Source organism: Gordoniibacillus kamchatkensis (assembly GCF_000829455.1).
Classification (GTDB): domain Bacteria; phylum Bacillota; class Bacilli; order Paenibacillales; family NBRC-103111; genus Gordoniibacillus; species Gordoniibacillus kamchatkensis.
In genome coordinates, this window is sequence record NZ_JXAK01000016.1 from 88195 (window position 1) to 110555 (window position 22361).

The following is a 22361-nucleotide window of genomic DNA, read 5'->3' on the forward strand; positions in this document are numbered from 1 at the left end:
CGGGACTCCTCGTTTTTTTAAGCCGATATGTTTCGTTCGAACGATGCCGTGCCTCGCGCCGAAAAATACGGAATCGTGGCTGAGCATGCGAGAGCGAGGACGAGAAGCGTCACGAACCAGCCTCCGCTCAGTTCCTTCAGCGGCAGCACGAGCACGAGTAGCGTTATTCTGGATACGTTGAGGAGGCATTCCCGCCAGACGAATATGCGTGCTTGCCGGATGGCGGAGAAGCTGCTGATGATGGCGAATTGCCGCGTGTTCCATACCGTGCCGAAATAGAACATGCCGACGGTCGTCAAGATGTTGGACAAGACGAGGAACGGTGCCAGGCGCAGCAAAGCGATCAGAAAGCCGACCGCGATCGAAGCCATACCGAGGCTGAGCCAGACGCCGGACGGAGCGTAAGCCGGCGGTAAATTGCCATCGCGGCGATGGAGGACAAGGCGTACAGCACGTTCAGCAAGGCGATCACAAGCTTCTCCTGCGACACGGAGAACGTGAACAGCAGGGCGAACAAGCCTTGAAACTGCAAGAAAACGCCGGCCGCCAGGCAAGAAGGCACCATCCAGCGCAGCGCCGGGGTAACGAACACTTCGCGGAACGACATGCGCTCAAACATCGGCTCCGGCACCCCTTCGAACGAAATGCGCGGGATGAAGAACGAAACGGTCAGCAAAATGGCGACGAACACGAACATGAGCAGAAACGAGCCGCCGTAGCCGATCCATTGAATGACGAGCGCGAACACGATCGGATTGACGATCGAAACGACTTGGCCGATGATGCTCGAGTACGAGAAGTAGCCTTCGAAATCGCGGCCTTTGCCGATCAGGCACAGCGTTAAATTTTGCGTCGATGCATAGAAGCCCCACATCGCTCCTACCGGTATCGCGATAATCGCGATCCACAGCGCCCGGTTGTCGAGCTGCAAAAACGACAGCAGGGCGAAGGTCAGCGCACCGCATACGGCTACCGACCGGATCAGCATCCGGTTGGAAAACAGGGAGATGAGGCGCGCCCCGGCGATAAAACAGCACGACCAGGAAAGAAACAGCACGAGATTGAACAGCGTCACATCGAAAATGCTTTTGTTTTTTTCCCATAAGTACAAATTGACGAAAATGCCGATATAGTTGAATATGATGTTGCAGGAAGCGTTCATGAGCAGAAGCCGTTTGATGTCTTTCGATATCATCTAAGTTGCGCCTCTTTTCCGCGTACTTGCTATATGCCGAGATCATCATACAACGGGTGGCGGACGGAGGTCTATAGCGAATTTTGCCCGGGTTGCCGCTGGCGTTTCCGCTGGCCTCCTTGTCCGATCCGTGGTAAGCTGAATGTGCGATACGCAAGTAAGGAGGGACGGTCCGTCGTGAGCAGGGAAATCGAGCGCAAATATTTGCTTTCCGCCGCAGCGGACGACGTGCTGAAGAGGCAGGACGTCACGTTCGTCAGCCGCGAATATATGTATCAAACCTATCTCGCCTATGCCGGGGATCAGGAACTGCGCATCCGCAAAATCGTCGCCCCGGACGGCGCTGTGCGTTTTACGCACACGTTCAAGGCCGGGCACGGCATGTCGCGCGAAGAGATCGAATACGCGATTTCGGAAGACATTTACGAGCAGCTGCTGCGGCGCCTGAACGCCGTGCCGCTGGAAAAAGTGCGGACGACGGTTGAGTCGGGCGGCCTGCGCTGCGAAATCGACGAGTACAAGCAGGTACAGCTCGCCGTCGTCGAGGTCGAATTTACGGACGAGGATGCGGCCCGGGCGTTTCAGCCGCCTGCCTGGTTCGGGCGCGAGCTCGGCGCGGAGGAGGAGTTCCGCAACAAGACGCTGTGGCTGAAGCTGCAGACGCCAACGTTTGCCCAAGGATAACCGGCTTACGCCGGCCATCTACCGTAACGGATACTTTCATGAAGGAGCAAAACGGCTCCATCCGCAAGATTTGCTTGCGGATGGAGCCGTTTCTATTGGCGGCGGCTGGAACCGCGGCGCGGCAATTGGCTGCATGGCAGAACAGGCTGGCTGCCGGTGTATTAGGCGCATGGCAGTCGCCCTGCAGTCGCCCAGCAGCCGCTCGGCACGGCATTTGAGCCGCGCGCATGGCTGCAAAAAACGGTTAACGGAACTATGTTCCGTTAACCACGTCATTTCCCGTTATTTCCCAATTTTAGCGGAACGCGATTCCGTTATTTGCCCGCAAAACAGCGTGAAATCGGGTATGAGCAAACAAATTGCCGCCGATAGCGGAACTGTGTTCCTCTAACGTGTAAAATTCGCCCTCGTATGCCTGGATAGCGGAACAGAGTTCCTTTATTCTTTGATGCATTCGCGGCTTCATATGCTGCGCTTTTTGCCAAGCGGCAGTGTTCATTTTCCGAAGCCGAAGTATACGTTCGCGTTATTGAACGAAATGTCCTGCACGATGCCGCCGAGCAGCTCCATATCGTTCGGCGCTTCGCCGTCCTCCACCCATTCGCCGATCATGTTGCAGAGAATGCGGCGGAAATATTCGTGGCGCGTGTAGGAGAGGAAGCTGCGGGAGTCCGTCAGCATGCCGACGAAGCGGCTGAGCAGGCCGATATTGGCCAGTTTTTTCATCTGATCGATCATGCCGTCTTTCGTATCGTTGAACCACCATGCCGAGCCGAACTGGATTTTGCCCGGTACGCCTCCGCCCTGGAAGCTGCCGATGATCGTGGCGATGACGTCGTTGTCGCGCGGGTTGAGCGAGTACAAAATCGTTTTGGCGAGCGTGTCTTCGCGGTCCAGAGCGTCCAGCAGGCGCACGAGCGGCTGGGCGACGAGGGTGTCGTTCATCGAGTCGAAGCCGGTGTCCGGGCCGATCTTCGCGAACATGCGGCTGTTGTTGTTGCGGTGCGCGTTGATATGGAACTGCATCGCCCAGCCGCGTGCGGCGTACAGCTTGCCGAGGAAGACGAGCGTGTACGTTTTGTACTTCTTCTCTTCCTCCAGGCTGATGCCGCCGCCTTGCAAAGCCTTGGCGAAAATCGCCGCCGCCTCGTCCTTCGTCGTATCGGCGTAGGCGACATAGTCGAGCGCATGGTCGGATACGCGGCCGCCGACGGAATGGAAAAAGTCGACGCGCGTTTCGAGCGCAGCGAGCAGGTCGTCGTATGTAGCGATCGGCCGGCCGAACACTTCGCCCAGCTTCGCGATCCACGGCAGGAACGTGGCGCGGTTAATTTCGAGCCCTTTGTCCGGGCGGAACGACGGCAGCACGTCGCAGTCGAAGTCCAGCAATTGCTTGATTTTGATATGATATTCCAAAGAGTCCGTCGGATCGTCCGTCGTGCACACGACGCGCACGTTCGATTTCGTGATCAGGTCGCGGGCGGCGAAGCCAGGCCCGTTCAGTTGCGCGTTCACGTTCTCCCAGATAACTGGAGCGTTTTTCTCGTTGATCAGGAGGTCCACGCCGAAAAAACGTTGCAGCTCGAGGTGCGACCAGTGGTACAGCGGATTACCGATCGTTTGCGGCACCGTTTTCGCGTAGGCCAGGAAGCGGTCGTAGTCGGTAACGCTTTCACCGCCGGTAACGAGCTCCTCCTTGCAGCCGGCAGCGCGCATCACCCTCCATTTGTAGTGATCGCCGTACAGCCACGCCGCAGTCAAATTCGGAAAGCGGATGTTGTCGTAAATTTCTTGCGGGCTCAAGTGGCAGTGGTAATCGATGATCGGCATTTGCTTGGCGTAATCGTGGTACAGCTTGACGGCCGTATCGTTCTTGAGCAAAAAATTGTCGTCCATAAAGCGCTTCATGCGGGGCATTCCACCTTTGCTTGAAGAATTGTTCACGTGAACATTGACCTTCCAGCTCTAATGTTACTCCGAAGCCGGGGCAATTACAACGATAAAATGTTCACGTGAACAATTTTCGCCGCCAATGCGGAAGAGGCGGTTTAAATAACCGTTGCGTTCCGCTATAACATTCCTTGACGGGAATATTCCAATTGAAGTATATTTAAATCAGAGGTTTAAATTGAGATATGGAGGGATGGATTTGACAGTGAAATCGGAAGGCAAGGAGTTAGTCATAACACGTGTACTCCATGCGTCGCGCGAGCTTGTATTCAAAGCATGGTCCGAGGTCGAACATCTGAAGCGATGGTGGGGACCGAAAGGATTTGAAATAAGTGTCGCGCAATTGGATTTCCGTCCGGGCGGATTTTTCCACTACAACATGCAATCTCCCGATGGTAATCAAATGTGGGGTAAATTTGTGTATCTGGAAATCGAAGCTTTCGAAAAGATTGTCTGGGTCAACAGCTTTTCAGATGAGGCGGGCAACATTGTCCGGGCTCCATTTAGCGATTTGATCCCGCTGGAAATACGCAATGCGGTAACCTTTAGCGAAAATAACGGTATTACCACAATGACATTGCGCAGCGGACCGATCAACGCAACTGAGGAAGAGAGAAGCTTTTTTGAAGGTATGTTCGAATCAATGCAGGAGGGCTTTGGAGGAACCTTCGATCAGCTCGAAGAATATTTGGCAAACCGTTAGAGGTCTTGAAAGAGTCGATTTCTCATCAACGAGGTTGATTGCGGTAGAACATGTTCATAGGGCATCCAATTTGGATGCCCTATTGCTGGAAAACTTGCCGTTTTAATACAGCCGCTGAGCCCTATCTTAAATAACCTGAAGTTTTTTGACCTTATGCCCTTGCTGGCAAGGAAAGTTGCCATGGTCGGGAGGAAGGGGATGCGGTTATATCGTGATTCGACTGATGTTGCAGTCGTTGCTCCCCAACACGATTGGACGAAGGACGTTGAATATTTACAGACTTTGAGAATTATACGACTTTTAAGCCTGCCACATTACACACTTCGCATGTGAACGATATGCTGAATCAAGTGATTAGCTGGTCTACCGCATTAAAATCTTTACGGGGCTAACAAGTTACGGTTCGTTATATTTCTCGCAACAAGCTCTTCCGGTCGGTGGGAGAGCTTCTTGGCATGTCAGTCCGGCGTAACAAGCCGGATGTCAAGATCTGTACAACTGGAGCAGGCTCCCATGGGACAGATGCCGCTGCGACCGCCAAAACAGTTATTACGATGCAGCCATCACCGGTCAGCCTACGTCCTTGCTTGCACTGCGATGAATCGGATGCGACTCTCTAATCAGGATTTTTACCGTGCAGCCATCATCGGTTAGCCTGTGCTTTGCTTGCACTGCGATGAATCGGAGGAGACACTCTTATCAAGCAATTTTAACGATGCAGCCACCACTGGTCTGCTTGTGCTTTGCTTGAAACTGCGATGAATCGGATGCTACTCTCAAATCAAGCAATTATAATGAAGCAGCCAACCCCGGTTTGCCTGTGCTTTCATTGAACTGCGATGAATCGGAGGCGACTCTCTAGCTGCAACGAAATGAAACTGCGTCTTCCGAGTGTTTAAATTCGTTAAAGCGCTAAAGTGAGATAAAATGCTTTCTGACCAGCCATGAAAAGCTTCCCGGCTTACGAAGCGAGTGTTGCTGCAGCGCAAAACTTGAGGGTCGCTCCTCATCGAATTGGTTCCGTTAGAAACTTTACTTGCGACAGACAGAGTTGTTCTGTTGAAAGAACTGGAACGCTGAAATGAACGAAACCTGTCAACTTGAAGTACGTACCCATGTTTTTGAGTATTCGGTTCGCTATACAACGTCACTCGAGGCGCTATTAGCCGCCGATTTGACGGAATGAACCCACAAAGACCGGTTGTTCCATGATTTGCGACGAAAATTCGCATGGAACGACCTTTGGGTCGCTGACGGCCGATTTTTCCATTTTGGCTCAAAATCAACGCCCGTGAAGTCTCTATTTTGCGAATATGGTCTTTATTACAGCAGTCGGCAACGCTTGTTCGGGATGGCGGTACGAATTCGGGGAAAACTTGGGCCTTATTGCCAAAATGGCATCGTTCACCCGTTATGAGTCATGGCAGGCGAGCGATTAAACATGCAGTCCGGTTTTGTTCCGCCGCCATGAAGCGGGCTGCAGTCGCCGCGGGATGCGGGGCGGCGCCTCGCGTGCGACGCGGCGTCAGCGGACGTTGCCGCCGCAGCCCGTCGCAGAAGCCGCGGGCAGCGCGCGCTGTCCGCCATCACGCGCGGTGTGGCCCACGCGGACGCTGCTCCGCCACAGCCGTGACACCTCACAAGCGGCGGCCTACGCCCGCCGCGCCCGAACCGCGCCGGCAATGCGCCGCAGCGCCTCTTCCAGTGTCGCTCTCCGGCACGCGGTGTTCATGCGCATGAATCCGGTGCCTTCCTCGCCGAAGCTGATCCCCTCGTTAAGAGCCACCTTCGCCTCCCGAATCATGAACTTCTTCAGTTCCTCCGCACCCAAGCCGAGCCCCCGGCAGTCTAGCCATAGCAAGTACGTGCCTTCCGGGTCGGCGGGCATGATCTCCGGCACATGCTCCGCCAAAAAGCTCCTTGCATAGTCGATATTGGCGCGAATATAGGCCAAACACTGGTCGAGCCATTCGTCCCCTTCCGAGTAAGCGCTGCGCGAGGCGGTTACGGCAAACACGTTGCTGGACGAATGATGGGCATCTACAATCGCTTTGTTGAAGCTTTCCCGCAGCGCTTTATCCGGAATGACGATATAAGCTGCTTGCAAGCCGGCCATATTGAACGTCTTGCTCGGCGCCAGGCAGACGACGGTCCGGCTTGCCGCCCGCTCCGACAGCGCTGCGAACGGGATATGCCGGTTCGGCTCATACACGAGATCGGCGTGAATTTCGTCGGAGACGATAATCGTGCCGTGCTCGGCGCATATCGCTTCCAGCCGCTCCAGCTCGCTGCGCGTCCACACCCGTCCGACCGGGTTGTGCGGATTGCACAGGATGAACAGTTTGGCGCCGGACTGTTTCAGCTTGTCCGCAAAATCGTCGAAATCGATTTCGTACCGTCCGTTTGCGTAGCGCAGCGGGCTTTGCACGAGCTCGCGCCCGTGCTCCTTGACGACTTTGAAGAACGGGGGATATACCGGCGGCTGAATGAGGATCCGGTCCCCCGGCTGCGTAAACGTCTCGACGCATGCGATCAACGCCGGTATGACGCCGGGCGACCAGCATATCCATTCTTTGTCGATCTTCCACCGGTGGCGGCGCTCCAGCCAGCCGCATATCGCCTCGAACAGCGAATCCGGCCGCCACGTGTAGCCGTAAATGCCTTGCTCCGCCCGCCGCTTCAAGGCGTCGACGACCGGCTGCGGGCCGCGGAAGTCCATGTCCGCGACCCACAGCGGAATCAAATCGTCGCCGCCAAAAACGGCGTCTGCACGCTCCCACTTGATGCCGTCTCCGCCCGAGCGGTCCACGTACTCGTCAAAATCGTATTTCATGCCGGAATCCCTCCGCGAATCGTTTTTCCTTTATTATACACGATACGGTTTCCGGCAGCGATTGCGGCCGAATCGCCCCGAAGCGGGAGCGGGCAGCGGGCATGGCGTTATTTCGTTCCCGGCGCCGGCATATCGACGCCTTTGACATGGTGGCTGTGCCCGGCGTCCGTCGTCGTTTCAAAATCGTAATAATGGACGTGCATGCCGTTGCCGACCGGGATCGCCGGGCTCGAATACGCTTTGTAATGGTGATGGTGGCCGTCCTCGAACATGACGTAACCTTCCGTATAATGAATATGGCCGCCGTCGGGGGTCATGATCGGGGGGGACGTAATGTCCAGGCACTGGTGAATATGACCGTGCGAGATGGACGTATAATCTACGGAGCCGTGATTATGGCCGGGCACGAACCCGGAGACGAAGTCGTCTTTCGAAATGCTCACTGTATCGACACCTGCCTATGCGATTTGTTAGTATCGTATTCGGCTGGGCGGCTTTTGCCTGTGCGAATGCCTAGGCGTTAAGCTGGCTGTGAGACACCCGGCATAACGCTCACCGTTACACCTCCTGCTTAACGCCTATTTCATGATGCCGGCCGGCTTCAAGCGCCTAATAGTTTGATTCGCTAAATAAATAGAGTGACTTTTGCTTCGCACGGGAGTAACATATTGGTCAGTACGATAGCGAAACGGAGGGAAGCGCCATGCGCTATTTTCGCAAATACGTGCGAACGTATTGGAAAATGTTCCTGCTCGCGCTCGCCTTTTTGACGGTGGAGGCGATCGCCGATTTGACGCAGCCTGCGGTAATGGCCAAAATCATCGCGTCGGCGTTGCTGCCGGAAAGCTCGATTATGTGCTCCGCATGGGAGGCGTCATGCTGCTCGTTACGGGCTTCGGGGCAATCGGCGCCGCAGGCAGAAACATTGTGGCAAGCCGCGTGTCGCAGCGGTTCGGCACCGAGCTCAGAAACGATCTGTTCCGCCACATACAGTCGTTCGACTTTACGACGCTCGACCGGTTCGATAAAGCGTCGCTCGTCATTCGCATCACCAACGACGTGACGCAGGTGCAAAACTTCGCCAACGGCATGATGCGCGTGTTCGTCAAGGCGCCGCTGCTGTGAATCGGCAGCTTGATTATGGCGGTCCGCCTCGATCCGCAGCTGTCCGTCGTGTTTACCGTCGTCGTGCCGGTCGTCGCCTTGCTGATCGCGTTCAACATTCGCATCGGCATCCCGTTTTTCACCAAGGTGCAGCGGGCGCTCGACCGGGTGAACGGGGTTATCCGCGAATATTTGTCCGGCGTCCGGGTCGTGAAGGCGTTCAACCGGTTCGACTACGAAGCGGACAAATTCGACGCCGTGAACCGGGAATACCGCCACAGAGCGACGGTTGCCGCGCGCAGGATCGCCGTATTCAATCCCGGCATGATGCTGACGGTCAATCTCGGCGTCGTTGCGGTCGTCTGGTTCGGCGGGCTGCGCGTCGGCAGCGGCTCCATGCAGGTCGGCCACATCATCGCCTTCGTCAACTACATGACGCAAATTTTGTTCGCGTTTATGACGATTTCGATGGTGTTCAACATGTTTATCCGGGCTCGCGCATCGGCGGCGCGCATCGGCGAAGTGTTCGCCGCGCCAAGCTCCGGAAGCTCCGGAAGCTTCGTCAGCCCGGGGAGCGTACCGGTAGCTGCGCCAAGCGGCAATGGGTCGGACGCGCCCGCGTTGCCGGCCCGGGGCTCCGAGCCGGGCGCCGCCCACGGTGCCGGCCGCGGACAGGAAGGCTGCAGCGTCGAATTCGAAGGTGTCGCGTTCGCTTATGCGGGGACGGCCGGGCCGCCTGTGCTGCGCGGCATCAGCTTCCGCTGCGCGCCCGGCCAAACCGTCGGCATCATCGGCTCGACGGGCGCGGGGAAAAGCACGCTCGTCAGCCTCATCCCCCGTTTTTACGAGGCGGACAGCGGCACGATCAAGGTTGGAGGAGTCGACGTCGGCCGCTACGACGTAAAGGAGCTGCGCGAGCTGATCGCCTATGTGCCGCAGCGAAGCGTATTGTTTTCCGGCACGGTGGGAGACAACATTCGCTGGGGCAAGGAGGATGCGACACAGGAAGAGATCGAATGGGCGGCGAAGCTGGCAGCAGCGCACGATTTCGTATCGGCGCTCCCGGAAGGCTATGATACGCAGCTCGGCCAAGGCGGGGTCAATTTGTCCGGCGGCCAGAAGCAGCGCCTGTCGATTGCGAGGGCTCTGGTCCGCAAACCGCAAATTCTCATTCTCGACGACTGCACCAGCGCCGTGGACGTCGCCACGGAAGCGCGCATCAAGGAGTCGCTGCGCACATACGCACAGCATCTCACTTGCCTGCTCATCGCTCAGCGCATTACGTCGGTTATGGATGCAGATCATATACTCGTACTCGACCAAGGGGAGCTCGTCGGCTCCGGCACGCATGAATCGCTGCTGCACAGCTGCCGGGTGTACCAGGAAATATACCGCTCGCAAATCGGCAAGGAGGTGCAGGCTCATGTCTCCGTCCCGAGAACGGTCTGAACGGCCGGGAGCGGCGGGTTCGCCGCAGGAAGCGGCTGCGCTGATGAACGCGATGCGCCCCGGCGGCTTCGGCGGCATGCGCGGCCGCGGCGCGCCGGTAGTGAAGCCGGCCGATTTTGCGGGCACGGTGCTGCGGCTGTGGCGGTACTTGGGCAAAGAGCGCCGCCTGCTCTCCATCATCTTCATCTTGATTTTGCTCGATGCCGGCATCACGCTCGCCGGTCCGTATTTGATCGGTGTCGCCGTAGACGCCATGTCCGGGGCGGGCGGTTCCGTCGATTGGCAAGCGCTGCGGCTGTCCGTGATCGCGCTGCTCGCCGCTTACGTATCGGATGGCTTCCTGACTTTTTTGCAGGCATGGCTTATGGCCGGAGTGGCGCAGCGCGTCGTGCTGGTTCTGCGCAGAGCTTTGTTCGCCAAGCTGCAGAAGCTGCCTGTCGCCTTTTTCGATACGCGCCGGCACGGCGAAATTATGAGCCGCCTCTCGAACGACATCGATAATGTCAGCACCACGATTTCGCAGTCGACGACGCAGCTCATGTCCGGCTTTGTCGCCATCGCCGGCTCGCTCGTCATGATGATCGTCCTCAGCCCGCTGCTGACGCTGGCCAGCCTCATTACGGTGCCGCTCGTCTACGGGCTGGCGCGCACGATTACGAGAAAGACGAGCGTCCTGTTCAAAAACCAGCAAGCCCAGCTCGGCAAGCTGAACGGGCACATCGAAGAGACGATTTCCGGCATCGAGATCGTGAAGGCGTTCAACCACGAGGACAAGGCGACCAGCGAGTTCGAGGAAGCGAACGAGCAGCTGTACGAGGTCGGGGTGAAAGCGCAAATCTGGTCAGGCTTCATGATGCCGCTGCTGGCCGTCATTAACAATGTGGGCTTCGCTGCGGTGGCGATCGTCGGCGGCGTGCTGGCGGTCAAAGGAACGATCACCGTCGGCGTCATCGCCAGCTTTCTCAGCTACTCGCGGCAGTTCGTGCGGCCGCTGAACGAGCTGGCGAACATTTTTAACATATTCCAATCGGGGGTTGCCGGCGCAGAGCGGGTGTTCGAAGTGCTGGACGAAGCGGAGGAGCCCGCCGATCCGCCGCAAGCCGTACCGCTGCGCGAGCCGCGAGGGCGCGTCGTCTTCGAAAACGTCAGCTTCGGCTACAGGCCCGACGTGCCGATCGTGAAAGGCTCAGCTTCGCCGCCGAACCGGGCAGCAGCACGGCTCTCGTCGGCCCGACCGGAGCGGGCAAGACAACGATCGTGAACTTGCTGACGCGGTTTTACGACGTGACCGAAGGCCGCATTCTGATCGACGGCCGCGACATCCGCGACTATACGCGGGACAGCTTGCGACGCTGCTTCGGCATCGTGCTGCAGGATACGTATTTGTTCTCCGGCACGGTTAAAGACAATATCAAGTACGGCAAGCCGGACGCCAGCGACGAGGAAGTGGTCGAAGCGGCGAAAATGGCCAACGCCGACGCGTTCATCCGCCGCTTGCCGCAGCAGTACGACACGGAGCTGGCGGAAAACGGCGGCAATTTGAGCCAAGGCCACCGCCAGCTGCTCGCCATCGCCAGAGTCATTCTGGCGAAGCCGGCCATTCTCATTCTCGACGAAGCGACTAGCAGCATCGACACGCGCACGGAGCTGCACATTCAGGATGCGCTGAAGCTCATCATGCAAGGCCGCACCACCTTCGTCATCGCCCACCGGCTCAATACGATCCGCGACGCGGATACGATTATGGTCATCGAGCGCGGCACGGTCGCGGAGCGGGGCAGCCACGAGGAGCTTATCGCCGGCGAAGGCAAATATGCGCGCATGTTCATGAATCAGTTCAAAAATGCGGAAGGAGCCACGTGACGAACGGCCTGAGTCAGGGGCTCACCGGCGCCGGTTGCGTCATCATTTGCGCCGCGAATCCGGCTATGCCGCCGGAGCGCATCGCTTCTTGCGCTCCGCTCGTGTTCGTTATGTGAAACGTTAGCGGTGCTGCCGACCGGTCTGCATGTGCGCCGGTTTGGCGGCGGCTAATCGCCACTGGTTGAGCAAATACAAGCTGTCACCCATGCCGGGGCGACAGCTTTTTTTTGCTGCGCGGAGCGAGTGGGGACAAGGTGCAATTTTTTCTGCAACTTATGGCCTAAGGTGGAGGGAATATATGACTAATGGAGAAATACAATGTAATGAAAAATGTCGGCTCGGGGACGGTGAGCAAGGTTGTACGGGCAGCTCCAGGAATGGATTCGAACGGGGCGGATGAACCAGGCTGTCATGTGGCTTGAAAACGAGATGCTGCAGGGACGTACGCCGGAGGAGGAGCTTCTCGGCCTGGTGATGCCGTCGCTTCAGGAGTCGCCGCTTCTGCTCCGCGCTTATGGAGAGCGCTGCTTCCGGCAAGGGCGTCTCATTGAAGCAAAGTCAGCCTTGGCGAAGGCGGTCAAGCAATTTACCGCACAAACGTTTCGCCGCCCCTTGCTTTCCTCTATGGCGTTGTGGGTCGATATTTTGCTCAGGACGGGGGAGCTGCAGCCTGCGGAAACGCTGCTCCGATTTCTCCGGGAGGAGTACGCCAGAACCGAGCAAGAGCCGGTGGAAGGAGAGGTTCCTTACGCATTGGGCAGAGCCGCTTGGCTTCTTCACGGGTCAGCCGAAGCGAAAGCGCTATTGCGAGCGGCGTTCGACGCTTATATCAGGGACGGACGGCTCGAACAAAGCGCCGATTTGGCGATCGAGCTGCTCCTGTACGAAAGGAAGCAGAAGGACAGCGATTCCGCTTTCAAGCTAATGGTGGAGATGCATCTGCGGCAAACGTCCGCCGCCGAGCGCAAGCTTATCCCTTATGTGCAGCTGGCTGAAGCGCTCAAGCTGGAGCAGAGGGAAGCCTGGGGGGAAGCCGCTTCGCTGCTGCTGGAGCTGCCTGCCCTTCAGCTGCCTTATCGGCTTCGCGCCGAAGCGGAGCTGGCGCTCGTTCGGGCTTTGCGTCTTTCCGCCGTGGATCCGGAGTTTGAGGAAAGACACCGCCTGTACCGGCTTCAGGAGCAGTTTCCTTCCGATTGGGAGCTGCAGTATGACATACGGATGGCGTTATCCGAAGGGTACACCTCGTTAAAGGGGAAAGAAGCGGAAAAGAGAGAGGCATTGCAGGAAGCGGCGGCGATCGGCAGCCTGCTGCAATTCGCTTACATGCAGCCTGCTGCGCGGAACGAGCGGACAGAAGCCGCGGTCCCGGCGCCGCAAGATTTGGGCGCTCCGGCCGCGAATGCCCGCGGACCATGGAGAGTTCATTGTTTTGGAGGCTTGCGGCTGGTCGGCAAAGGCGTGCAGGCGGAGGGGATTCCATGGGGACGAAGGAAAGCGAAGGAGCTGTTCCTCTTTTTGCTTTTGCAGCCTAACTATGCCGCGAGCAAAGAACGGATAATCGAGCTCATGCTGCCAGGCGATGAGCCGGAACGGGCAGCCAATCATCTGTATGTCATCGTGCATCAGCTGAAAAAAACGCTGCAAAGCGCCCTGCATGCGGAAAACGCCGTCATGATCAAGGACGATCAGGTGCGGCTTAACGATGCGATGATCGAATACGTCGATGTGGAGCAATATGTCGCCTTGAATCGGGTTGCCGAACAGCTGTGGATGCAGGATCAGGACCTCTCCGTCGAACTGTATGCGCAAGCGGGCGGCTTGTACGGCGAACTGTTGCCGGAGCTGCCTTACTTGGATTGGCTTGAGGAGCAGCGCGAAGTTTTGCTTGAAAAACAAACGGTCCTTCTCGGCAAATTGGGAAAAGCGGCAGAAATGTCGGGGGCAACCGATCAGGCGGAGCGGCATTACCGCGAATGGATCGAGCTGAGACCTTATCAGGAAGAGGCTTATCAGGCGATGATGAAGCTGCTGATGCGGTCGGGTCGGAAAAAGGAGGCGGAACGCTGGTACGGCAAGCTGACGGAGCTGTGCCTGCAGGAGCTTGGCACCGTCCCTTCGGAAGAAACAAGAACGATTTTATCGGGGTGATTGCCTTGGAATCGGGATTGCCATCCCGTCTGAAGCTTCGGCTGTTCGGCATCTATGTTGGTCTGGGTCTTCTTACGTCTGTCGGCATGCTGCTGTCCAACATTTTCATCAGCAGATATGCGTGGAACGAAGTATGGTGGAGCTTCGCGGGAGTTCTGGCCGGTTACTCGATCCTGATTGCCGTCTTGCAGCTGATTACCCGCAATTGGTTTGCGCAACCGGCAGCGAATGAACAGAAGAGGTCGGCGGAGCTGCGGTTGAAACTGTGGATGCGCCTGATGGATTTTCCTTCCGTGGTGTTTTGGTGCGTTTTTATTTTCGGAACGGCAGCGACGCAAGTTTTTTACGTCATTATGTACGCGACGGTCGAACCGTTTGCGTTCAGCGTCCTGCAAATGCTGGGGCACGTCAAACGAACCGTATTCGCGACAACGAGCTTCGCGGCTATCGCTTTTATCCATTACAGCGTCATACGCTGCTGCTGCGCAAACCGGTGCGGCAGCTCGGCATTACCCGAGCCGAAGGATACCGGTTTACTTCCATTGCCAAGCCGATGGCCCTTACGTTCGTCATCACGCTCGGATACGCGGCGTTAAGGTCGCTCTGGTACGTGCTGAACAGCATTTTGGGCGGCCGTTCTTTGCACATGACCGTCGTTTTTGCCATCGCTATCGTTTCGTTCGCTGCAGGGTTGACCGTGTTTACTTTGTTATCCCGCTTCTATTTGCTGGACCTGCAGCGGATAATCGGGAGATTCCGCACACTGGCGAACCGGAAACGAAACGCCGAGTTCGTCCGCATCCCGATCGTCTCCAGGTACGAAACCGGGGAGCTGGTTTCCGTATTCAACGCGCTGCAAGGGCGCTATGAAAAAGAGTACGAGCAGTGGAATAAAGATTTGAAGCTGGCCCTCAGCGTGCAACAAAAGCTGCTGAACACCGATACGCTTGAGGACGGGGCGTGGCAAATTTCGGCGGCGCGCGCCTTGAGCGCGGAAGTCGGAGGCGGGCTGTTCGATATTGCCCGGACGGAGCAAGGAAACTTGCTGGTGATGGCGGGAACCGTGAACGGAAACGGGATGCCGGCCGCTTTGGTGATGTCCGCCGTTTTGACGCTGTTTCGGGCGCATGCCCGCGAGAGCGCCGAGCCGGCCCGGCTGTTAACTTCGTTAAACCGCAAGCTGTCCGAAATGCTTGGCAAAGACGATCCCAAAGTGTGCATGGGCATCGGTCTCATCAATACCCGGGAGAACGCTCTGGCATTCGCCTCAGCAGGCGCAGTCCAGGCGGTTGTTGTGCATGGCGGGCTCCGGCAAAGCCTTCGTTCGGCCGGCGGTCCTCCGCTATCCGAAGTTCCCGACGCCGAGTACACGGAAAGTATCGCTCCATTGGCAAAAGGCTGCCGGTTGCTGCTCTGCTCCCTCCCCCCGGATTATCGCCATGTTCCGGATTTGGCCGCCAGGATGGCGGCACATGCGGACAGGCCGTTCCATCAATGGCAGAGGCTCATCGCTTTGGAAGTCGGCGGGCGTGGCGGCGATAACCCGGACATGGCGTTTTTGTCGGCCCACTGGAGGGAAGAGCGAAGTGCATAAGCGTCCCGGAACCGTCATGCTCCGTTTTGCCGCCGTTTACAGCCTTGCTTTGTTAATAGGCACTTTGCTTCTGACCATAAACAATCTGGTCCAGTATCAATGGGATCTCGGCGGTTTGTGGGCATTCCATTTGAAGGCCGTTTTGGCGGGCGACCTGGTCTTCCTCTTGCTGCTGCTTGGCGTAACTTACCGGCGGATGAACGTTGCTCTCCGCTATTTTCGCGGTGATCGTGCCGTCTCCAGCCGGGATGCGTTTGCACGAATGCAAAAATTTCCGTTCGAAATATTCGGAGGCATGCTTGTTCTCGCATTTCTGTTATCGATCCTGTATCATGCGCTTGCTCTCTGGCATGACGAAACAGCGATTAAGGAATTGGACGTGCTGCTTGCAGTCGGGGGGCAGCTGCTGTCCGAGATGGGAATCGCGGCGACGCTCGCCATCATGCTCTTTAGCGCCATACGCGGCGTGCTCCGGCCGTACTGCCTCCAGCTGCAAATAGCGGAACCAGAATCCGGCGGAACGTCGTCCATCTTGTCCGCACTGATCCTTACATTCGTCAGCTGCTTCTTCATTGCCGCCGCGCAAATAACGCAATACGGCATAAGCTCGGTGATCGGGAATGGCCGCTCGCTCCGGGCGCGTTTCTCGGTTTGTCGGGAACGTACTGCGCATTCGTTATCGTTATTTTTTGTATGCCGCTATGGCAGTTCCGGCGCGATCTGAACGTATTGACCGGCAGCATCGGCTCCTTGCTGCAGGCTGACCGCAGCCGGATGCATGAAACGATTCCGGTAACGTCGAGGGATGAGCTCGGGCAGCTGACAGGGGCGTTCAACGAGCTGCAGGCGTCCGTTTACCGCGAATATGACGAGCTTGATAAGCGAATGAGACTGGCGTATAACATTCAGCAAAAGCTATTGCCGCAAAAGGAGCCGGCGGTCGAAGGGCTGGAAGTCGCCTCCATGTGCCGGCAATGCCGCGAGGTCGGGGGCGATTTTTACGATTGCCTGGCGTTTGGAAGCAGCCGGCTCGCGATCGCGATCGGCGATGTGACCGGCAAGGGGATGCCGGCCGCCTTGCTCATGTCCGCCGTCATGGTTTTATGGAGAACGGAAATGCTGAAGGGCGGCAGCAGCGAAGAAGTGATGACGCGCGTGAACCGATCGCTCTACGAGACGCTGCAAGGCGAGCTCTTCGTTACGATGGGACTGGCCGTGTTCGACATGAAGGAGCGTACGGTGGACTATGCGAGCGCCGGACATATGGCTCCGTATTTGCTTAGGGAAGGGGAGCTTCAAGCGCTGCCGGTATCTTCGCTGCCGCTCGGTATGGATCCGGACCGGCAGTATCGCGGAACGGCATACGCTTTACAGCCCGGAGATGCATGGGTCCTGTACACGGATGGCATCATCGAAGCCTGGGACGAGCAAGACCGGATGTTTGGTTTCGAACGGTGGGAACAACTGCTTCGCGGGCTGGACGGGACGGTGCCGCTTGAGCGGCAGCTCCGGATATTGACCGACCGGCTGCCTGAGATGCATGCGGATTCTTCCGGCGATGACCGAACCGTTGTATGTGTTCGCTTTCACGGCAGAGAGGAAGCGGTTTGTAAGGAAACTGTAAGTGGGGATCGGTATAATGTGGATAATGTAAAAACTTGGTAAAAGGTGGACTGTGCCATGGAAGCCGGTTTTCCGTTCTCAGCCGAATGGGTGCTGCCTAGCGAGTACGGATGCGAAAAGAAGGTTTTGGCGGAAATCGAAGCCTACGTCAAGCGGGCAGACCCGGCTTTCGAACGCTCGGACAACATGCTGACCGCGGTGGCTGAAGCGTGCCTGAATGCGTTCGAACACGGAAACCGGCTCGAAGAAAGCCTCACCGTTCAAGTTCGCATGACGGCTGACGAGCGCAAATATTTGTTTCAAATTTTCGATGAAGGGGAAGGATTTGCGGCATGTCCCGGTCATTTGCAGCCGGCGGAACGGGTAACCGGCCGGGAAGTCGCGAGGGGCTGGGGGCTGTTTTTGATCGGCGCTTTGGCGGACCGGTGGGCGTGCGGCCGGAGCGAAGGCAAGTTTTATATCGAAATCGAATTTAGCAAGCAGAGGGGAGCCGAAGCTAATGGAAAGCCAGTTTCGCGCTGAAGTCCGGGATGCCGGCAACGCAATCGTGATCGATATGTTCGGCGATTTATCCAAGGAAGCACAGGACCCGATGTTCTGTTTGCGTTCGTGGGAAGAACCGCCGCAGCCGGGGAAAGGCTACCTCATCTACAATTTTACGAACGTCCCTTATATCAACAGTCTCGGAATCGCGCTGCTGATCCGGCTTGTCCGGTCGACGGCCAAGGCCGGTTACCAGACTTTCGCCTACGGGCTAACGCCGCATTACCAGAAGCTGTTTCTGATGGTAGGCCTGACGGAGTACATGATGATTTACCCGGACGAATACGCGATCCGGCAGCGCATCGAATCGCTGGCTTCATCTTAAAGCTTGCAGACCTGAACGAACGATTTCGTCAGGTCTGTTTTTTTTGTCTGCGAACTGTAAGTCGTTTGTAAGATGCCTTTACTATAATGTAGTCAACCGCATGGTCGGATCATGCAGCGTACGGAGGGATGCGGGATGATTTTTGTACCGTTCTGACAATGGCGGGCCGTTCGTGCGGATCATGAGCGTTATCAAGTTAGGATAAACGGCTTACGCCGTCCACTCCTGACGCAGTAAAAAAAGACGCGGAGGAATGCCACTATGTTAAAGAAAGCGATCAGTTTGTTCCTGTTGGCCGGACTCATGTCCACTATCGTCAGTTTGCCGTCATATGCCGCCAGCATCGTCAATTGGAGCGCAGTGAAAACCGGAGTTTACGATCCTCCGCTTGACGAGATTCTTATGTACAAAAATGAATTGAGCCAAGGCGGCTTCATTCTTTCGGACATGAAGCTGAGTGCAAAGAAGAAGGACCCCGATGTCGATTTTGTTATTACGCAGTACGGCGATTTCGGGGCCAGGATGGTTTATCAGCTGGACGAAGCGCTGGAAAGCGCTACGGATACCGACGCTTTGATGGGGAGCGACACAGAGGCGAAGATCAAGAACAATAACGTTTATTTAATCGTGCTGCACGACGGAAAATTTGCGAAAATCCGCATTGACCGTTTTACGCCGAGCAAAGTGTTTTTCTCTTACGTGCTGGAAAATGCGAACTCGCCGCAGCAGCAAACGCCCGTGCAGCAGCAGCCAACACAGCAGCCAACGCAGCAGCCAACACAGCAGCCGCCAGAGCAGCCGCCAGAGCAGCAAACGCCCGTACAGCCGCAGCCGGCTCAGCAAACGAGAGCGGACTCCGAGATCGGTTTGTTTATAAATACTTTTGACATGTACGTTCCGGGCACGTCTTATACGACGGATAATTTGGCTGCCAATACGACAACCATAACCACCTCTGCCGGCGCATCGGCCGGCACGCTGAAGCTGAATGCGGACGGGACTTACGAGTATACCGGAAGCATCGATGAAGGCAGGGGCATTTGGAAGAAAACCGGGGCAACCGACTATCCGATCATCATGAAAGACAGCCAAACGGGAAAAGAGTTTAAGGTCGGCAAATCGGATAAACCGGAAAACGGCGACATCATCATCTGGGACAGCTTCATTTGGAAATATGGAAAAGCGAAAGGGACAGCGACGGGGACAACGACTGCCCCGGCGCCGTCGCAGCAGACGCCATCGCCGCAGCCGCAGGAGCAAAAGCCGGAACAACAGCAGAAGCCCGCATCGCAGCCGGCCGCTCCTGCCGCGGAAATTGTCATGCAGCTGGATAATAAGACTGCCAAGGTCAACGGGCAAGTCCGCAACCTGGAAGTGGCCCCCACTTTGTTGAACGGGAGCACGATGGTGCCGCTGCGATTTATAGCGGAAGCTTTGGGGGCAAGCGTGGAGTGGAATAACAGCGAGCGGAAAATATCGTTAACGCTGCACGGCAGCGTCGTTTATTTGTGGATCGATAAAGTAACGGCGAGTGTTAACGGACAGACGGTCCAGATGCTCGTTCCCGCGACGATTATTGACGGAAATACGCTTGTCCCGGTGCGCTTTGTAAGCGAAAACCTGAATCAGGAAGTGTCGTATGACAACGCAACGCGATCGATTACGGTAAAAGGGCAAGGGGGCTCGTCCGCAACCGGTTCTCAACCCGATCAAGGCGCTCAGCCGTCGCAGCAGCAACCGCAACCGCAACCCGCCGATTCGCAGCCGGCGAAAAGCGGGGACTCGCGTTTCCTCGGCAAGTGGTACGGCACGAACGTGGCGAGCTCCTTCACGGTCAACGCGGACGGCACATATACAACAGACAAGGGCGAAACTTACCCTTACACGATTTCGGGCAACTCGATCATGTTCACGGGAGCGCTCGAAGCCTGGAACGGCGGAGAGGCCACATTTGACAAATACGGAAACCTGGAATTTTATTGGTCGGATGCGGCAGGCTTCAAGTACTATTTTGCTTTTGCGCACGAGTAGCTTTAGGTAAAATGGATCGTCCGGCAACAGGAACTGTAGCCGGACGATCTTTTTTCGTTTGGCAAATGCCGCCGGCGGCAAAGCCAACCGGCAGTTATGCGCGTACTAGCTTGTCTGTTTTGCTCATACATATGAAAGGAACATCAACGCCACAATTAGCGTCTTTGGACGAAGGAGGAACGGCATGACGTACGGATATGGCGGCAGCAGCGCAATTCTAGGTATCGGAACGGCACTCCCGCCTCATCGTATCCGCCAAGAGGATGCGGCGGAGCGCTTTGCCCACGCCTTGTCCGGACAACGGCGGAAGCGGCCAAACTGCGCGCCGCGTGTTCCGGCAGTGCGGCGTCGAGACGCGCTACACGTGCGAGCGGAGCTCGAAACGGCGCCAGAGGGAAGCCGGTATTTGGCCGGCTCCGCCCGCTCGTCGCCTTCGACCGGGGAGCGGGGAGCGGCATACCGGGAGCATGCTTTGCCGCTGGCGTTAGCGGCGGCCAGTCGGGCGCTGCAAGAGGCCGGCGCCAAGGCGGAACACATTACGCATTTGTTCGCGGTCAGCTGCACAGGCTTATATTTGCCCGGACTTGACGCCGAGCTGGTGCGCCATCTCGGCTTGCGGCGCGACGTGCAGCGGCTGCCGCTCAGTTTCGCCGGCTGCGCCGCCGGGCTCAAAGCGGTTGGCATCGCTTCCGGTATAGCTGAACAGGAGCTTGGAGCGAAAGTGCTGGTCGTATGCGTGGAGCTGTGCACGCTGCATGTGCAGACCGGTACCGGGCGCAACGAAATGTTGGCTGCGGCAATATTCGGCGACGGCGCGGCGGCTTGCGTCGTCGGCAGGCCGGGAGTGGCTGCGGGTTCGCCGAAGAGTGCGGCTGCGGGTTCGCATGAGGCTGCGTACGCGGGTCCGAGAGTCGGACGCGGCTTGTTTGCGCTCGGGCGGTACCGCTCCGTGCTGCTGGAGGAGGGGGCCGAGGAGATGACATGGCATATTGGAGATCACGGATATGAGCTGTTTTTGTCGCCCCGCATTCCGGAGCTTCTTGTCAAGCTTGTGCCGGAGGAATTGGCCAGGCTGACGGCCGGCCTGCCGCTGCAAGAGCCGGAGCTGTGGGCGATTCATCCGGGCGGGCGCGGCATATTGGATGCGCTGCAGCGGCTTTACGGCTTGTCGGAGCGGCAGCTCGCGCCAAGCCGGGCTGCGCTGCGCAACGTCGGCAACGTATCGTCGGCGACAATTTTGTTCGTGCTGGACGAGCTGCGCCGTGCAGCCGAAGCGGAAAGCGATGCCGAGCGCGGCGGACAAGGCCGCGGCGGAGGCGGGGAAGCAAGCGGCTGCGGCGTCGCCCTTGCCTTCGGTCCCGGCTTGACCGCCGAGCTGCTGGCGTTTCGCTATATCGCGCAAGACGCCGCGATGCCGATATAAGAGGAGGTTGCCGGATGGACCGACGCGATTTGCGCCGGCGCGACGAAACGATGGAGCTGATGGACGACTTGGCGCGCGGAGGCGAGGAGCTGCTTCAGGCGCACCGCCATCTGCATTTGCTTAACCGTCTGTTCGCCGCCGCCGGTCCGGCGGTATACGGGGTCGACCGGCTATGGAGGGAATGCGGCCGGCCGAGCGAGCTGACCGTGCTTGACATCGGGGCGGGATCCGGCGGCATAAATCGGCGCTTGCTGCGGTGGGCGGATGCGAACGGAATCGGGTTGCGGCTTGTGCTGGTCGATGTAGCGGCCGAAGCATGCGCCGCTGCGCGGGCCAGCTTCGCAGACGAACCGCGGGTGGAAGTGCGGCAAGGGAGCTTGTTCGAGCTGGCGGCGGACAGCGCGGATATCGTCACCGCCTCGCAGTTCGCGCATCATTTTATGGGGGAAGAGCTGCCCGCGGCTGTGAGGCGAATGGCCGCGGCTTCGCGGCTCGGAGTCGTGCTGGCCGACATTCATCGCCACTGGCTGGCGTACGCTGCCGTATGGCTCGTCACCAGGCTTTCGCCTAACCGTTACATCCGCCACGACGGTCCGCTGTCCGTGCGCGCGGCTTTCGCGGCGGCGACTGGGACATGCTCGCCGCGCAGCTGCAAGACTGCGTTACGCTGCGCTACGCTTGGCGGCCCTTGTTCCGGTACGCGGTGACGTTGCAGCGTCGTAAGGAAGGGGCGGATAGCGATGGAATGCGATTATGACGCGGCCGTGCTCGGCGCCGGCGTCGCCCGGGGCGGCGTTCGCGGCGGCGCTGGCCGGCGCGGGTGGCGCGTGCTCGCGGCCGACCGCGACACGTTCCCGCGCCACAAAGTGTGCGGGGAGTTTTTGTCGCCGGAG

General features: G+C 57.8%; 18 protein-coding genes and 3 pseudogenes. 16 read left to right on the plus strand and 5 right to left on the minus strand.

The annotated features are described in order from the left end of the window. Positions 1-17: 17 nt before the first annotated feature. Both SD70_RS11330 and SD70_RS11335 read right to left on the minus strand, forming a co-directional pair. Complete coding sequence (locus tag SD70_RS11330; RefSeq protein WP_041047668.1) at positions 18-371, minus strand: hypothetical protein; 354 nt, start codon at positions 369-371, stop codon at positions 18-20. Next, positions 344-1195 carry a hypothetical protein gene (locus SD70_RS11335; RefSeq protein ID WP_041047669.1) on the minus strand — a complete coding sequence of 284 codons (852 nt, stop codon included), beginning with the start codon at positions 1193-1195 and terminating at the stop codon, positions 344-346. The genes SD70_RS11330 and SD70_RS11335 overlap by 28 nt, the downstream gene beginning before the upstream one ends. 177 nt (positions 1196-1372) lie before the next feature. Between SD70_RS11335 and SD70_RS11340 the strand changes: the two genes are divergently transcribed. Both SD70_RS11340 and SD70_RS35960 read left to right on the plus strand, forming a co-directional pair. Next, positions 1373-1879, plus strand: coding sequence for a CYTH domain-containing protein (locus SD70_RS11340; protein WP_041047670.1), 507 nt, complete (start codon positions 1373-1375; stop codon positions 1877-1879). Positions 1880-2048: 169 nt separating this feature from the next. Then, positions 2049-2270, plus strand: coding sequence for a hypothetical protein (locus SD70_RS35960; protein WP_156157981.1), 222 nt, complete (start codon positions 2049-2051; stop codon positions 2268-2270). A 104-nt stretch (positions 2271-2374) separates the two neighbouring features. On the opposite strand, the gene uxaC is transcribed toward SD70_RS35960, so the two are convergent. Further along, positions 2375-3787 carry a glucuronate isomerase gene (gene uxaC / locus SD70_RS11350; RefSeq protein ID WP_041047672.1) on the minus strand — a complete coding sequence of 471 codons (1413 nt, stop codon included), beginning with the start codon at positions 3785-3787 and terminating at the stop codon, positions 2375-2377. 241 nt (positions 3788-4028) lie between these two features. Here uxaC and SD70_RS11355 point away from each other — a divergent pair, with 241 nt between their 5' ends. Both SD70_RS11355 and SD70_RS37920 read left to right on the plus strand, forming a co-directional pair. After that, the gene (locus tag SD70_RS11355; RefSeq protein WP_041047705.1) at positions 4029-4532 is read left to right on the plus strand and encodes an SRPBCC family protein; all 504 of its coding nucleotides are present in this window, start codon (positions 4029-4031) and stop codon (positions 4530-4532) included. A gap of 269 nt (positions 4533-4801) precedes the next feature. Continuing rightward, positions 4802-4924, plus strand: a pseudogene (locus tag SD70_RS37920) (NADPH-dependent oxidoreductase); the annotation flags it as partial. 1259 nt (positions 4925-6183) lie between these two features. Here SD70_RS37920 and SD70_RS11360 read toward each other — a convergent pair. Continuing rightward, positions 6184-7365 (minus strand): MalY/PatB family protein, encoded by a 1182-nt coding sequence (locus tag SD70_RS11360; RefSeq protein ID WP_041047673.1) that lies wholly within the window; start codon positions 7363-7365, stop codon positions 6184-6186. Positions 7366-7472: 107 nt separating this feature from the next. After that, positions 7473-7808, minus strand: coding sequence for a YmaF family protein (locus SD70_RS11365; RefSeq protein ID WP_041047674.1), 336 nt, complete (start codon positions 7806-7808; stop codon positions 7473-7475). A 260-nt stretch (positions 7809-8068) separates the two neighbouring features. Here SD70_RS11365 and SD70_RS11370 point away from each other — a divergent pair. The 12 genes and pseudogenes from SD70_RS11370 (at position 8069) to SD70_RS11425 (ending at position 22175) form a co-directional block, all read left to right on the plus strand. Beyond that, positions 8069-9918 (plus strand): annotated as a pseudogene (locus SD70_RS11370) (ABC transporter ATP-binding protein). Positions 9919-9961: 43 nt separating this feature from the next. Continuing rightward, positions 9962-11781, plus strand: a pseudogene (locus tag SD70_RS11375) (ABC transporter ATP-binding protein). Positions 11782-12138: 357 nt separating this feature from the next. Beyond that, positions 12139-13929, plus strand: a complete 1791-nt coding sequence (locus tag SD70_RS11380; RefSeq protein ID WP_041047675.1) for an AfsR/SARP family transcriptional regulator — start codon at positions 12139-12141, stop codon at positions 13927-13929. A 5-nt stretch (positions 13930-13934) separates the two neighbouring features. Continuing rightward, entirely contained in the window at positions 13935-14525 is a 591-nt protein-coding gene (locus tag SD70_RS11385) for a hypothetical protein (protein ID WP_156157982.1), read from the plus strand. Next, on the plus strand, positions 14423-15523 hold the full coding sequence (locus SD70_RS11390) for a PP2C family protein-serine/threonine phosphatase (protein WP_156157983.1): 1101 nt from the start codon (positions 14423-14425) through the stop codon (positions 15521-15523). Before SD70_RS11385 ends, SD70_RS11390 begins: the two co-directional genes overlap by 103 nt. Further along, positions 15516-16247: a hypothetical protein gene (locus SD70_RS11395; protein ID WP_041047678.1), complete on the plus strand. Its 732-nt coding sequence runs from the start codon at positions 15516-15518 to the stop codon at positions 16245-16247. Before SD70_RS11390 ends, SD70_RS11395 begins: the two co-directional genes overlap by 8 nt. Continuing rightward, positions 16175-17188, plus strand: coding sequence for a SpoIIE family protein phosphatase (locus tag SD70_RS11400; RefSeq protein WP_156157984.1), 1014 nt, complete (start codon positions 16175-16177; stop codon positions 17186-17188). Before SD70_RS11395 ends, SD70_RS11400 begins: the two co-directional genes overlap by 73 nt. 15 nt (positions 17189-17203) lie before the next feature. Continuing rightward, positions 17204-17668 (plus strand): ATP-binding protein, encoded by a 465-nt coding sequence (locus SD70_RS33180; RefSeq protein ID WP_052487305.1) that lies wholly within the window; start codon positions 17204-17206, stop codon positions 17666-17668. Then, complete coding sequence (locus SD70_RS11410; protein WP_041047680.1) at positions 17646-18014, plus strand: STAS domain-containing protein; 369 nt, start codon at positions 17646-17648, stop codon at positions 18012-18014. Before SD70_RS33180 ends, SD70_RS11410 begins: the two co-directional genes overlap by 23 nt. Positions 18015-18275: 261 nt before the next feature. Continuing rightward, positions 18276-20045, plus strand: a complete 1770-nt coding sequence (locus SD70_RS35965) for a copper amine oxidase N-terminal domain-containing protein (RefSeq protein WP_052487306.1) — start codon at positions 18276-18278, stop codon at positions 20043-20045. Between the two features lie 184 nt (positions 20046-20229). Further along, complete coding sequence (locus SD70_RS11420) at positions 20230-21468, plus strand: type III polyketide synthase (RefSeq protein WP_052487307.1); 1239 nt, start codon at positions 20230-20232, stop codon at positions 21466-21468. Positions 21469-21482: 14 nt separating this feature from the next. Beyond that, a complete protein-coding gene (locus SD70_RS11425) occupies positions 21483-22175 on the plus strand; it encodes a methyltransferase domain-containing protein (protein ID WP_331436768.1) in 693 nt (230 codons plus the stop codon). The last annotated feature ends 186 nt before the right edge of the window (positions 22176-22361 follow it).

Bases quoted from the DNA above. Each gene is read 5' to 3' on its own strand.
- SD70_RS35965 (WP_052487306.1), top strand. From the start codon at position 18,276: ATGTTAAAGAAAGCGATCAGTTTGTTCCTGTTGGCCGGACTCATGTCC.
- SD70_RS11420 (WP_052487307.1), top strand. From the start codon at position 20,230: ATGACGTACGGATATGGCGGCAGCAGCGCAATTCTAGGTATCGGAACG.
- SD70_RS35960 (WP_156157981.1), top strand. From the start codon at position 2,049: ATGGCAGTCGCCCTGCAGTCGCCCAGCAGCCGCTCGGCACGGCATTTG.
- SD70_RS11425 (WP_331436768.1), top strand. From the start codon at position 21,483: ATGGACCGACGCGATTTGCGCCGGCGCGACGAAACGATGGAGCTGATG.
- SD70_RS11410 (WP_041047680.1), top strand. From the start codon at position 17,646: ATGGAAAGCCAGTTTCGCGCTGAAGTCCGGGATGCCGGCAACGCAATC.
- SD70_RS11335 (WP_041047669.1), bottom strand. From the start codon at position 1,195: ATGATATCGAAAGACATCAAACGGCTTCTGCTCATGAACGCTTCCTGC.
- uxaC (WP_041047672.1), bottom strand. From the start codon at position 3,787: ATGAAGCGCTTTATGGACGACAATTTTTTGCTCAAGAACGATACGGCC.
- SD70_RS33180 (WP_052487305.1), top strand. From the start codon at position 17,204: ATGGAAGCCGGTTTTCCGTTCTCAGCCGAATGGGTGCTGCCTAGCGAG.
- SD70_RS11330 (WP_041047668.1), bottom strand. From the start codon at position 371: ATGGCTTCGATCGCGGTCGGCTTTCTGATCGCTTTGCTGCGCCTGGCA.
- SD70_RS11360 (WP_041047673.1), bottom strand. From the start codon at position 7,365: ATGAAATACGATTTTGACGAGTACGTGGACCGCTCGGGCGGAGACGGC.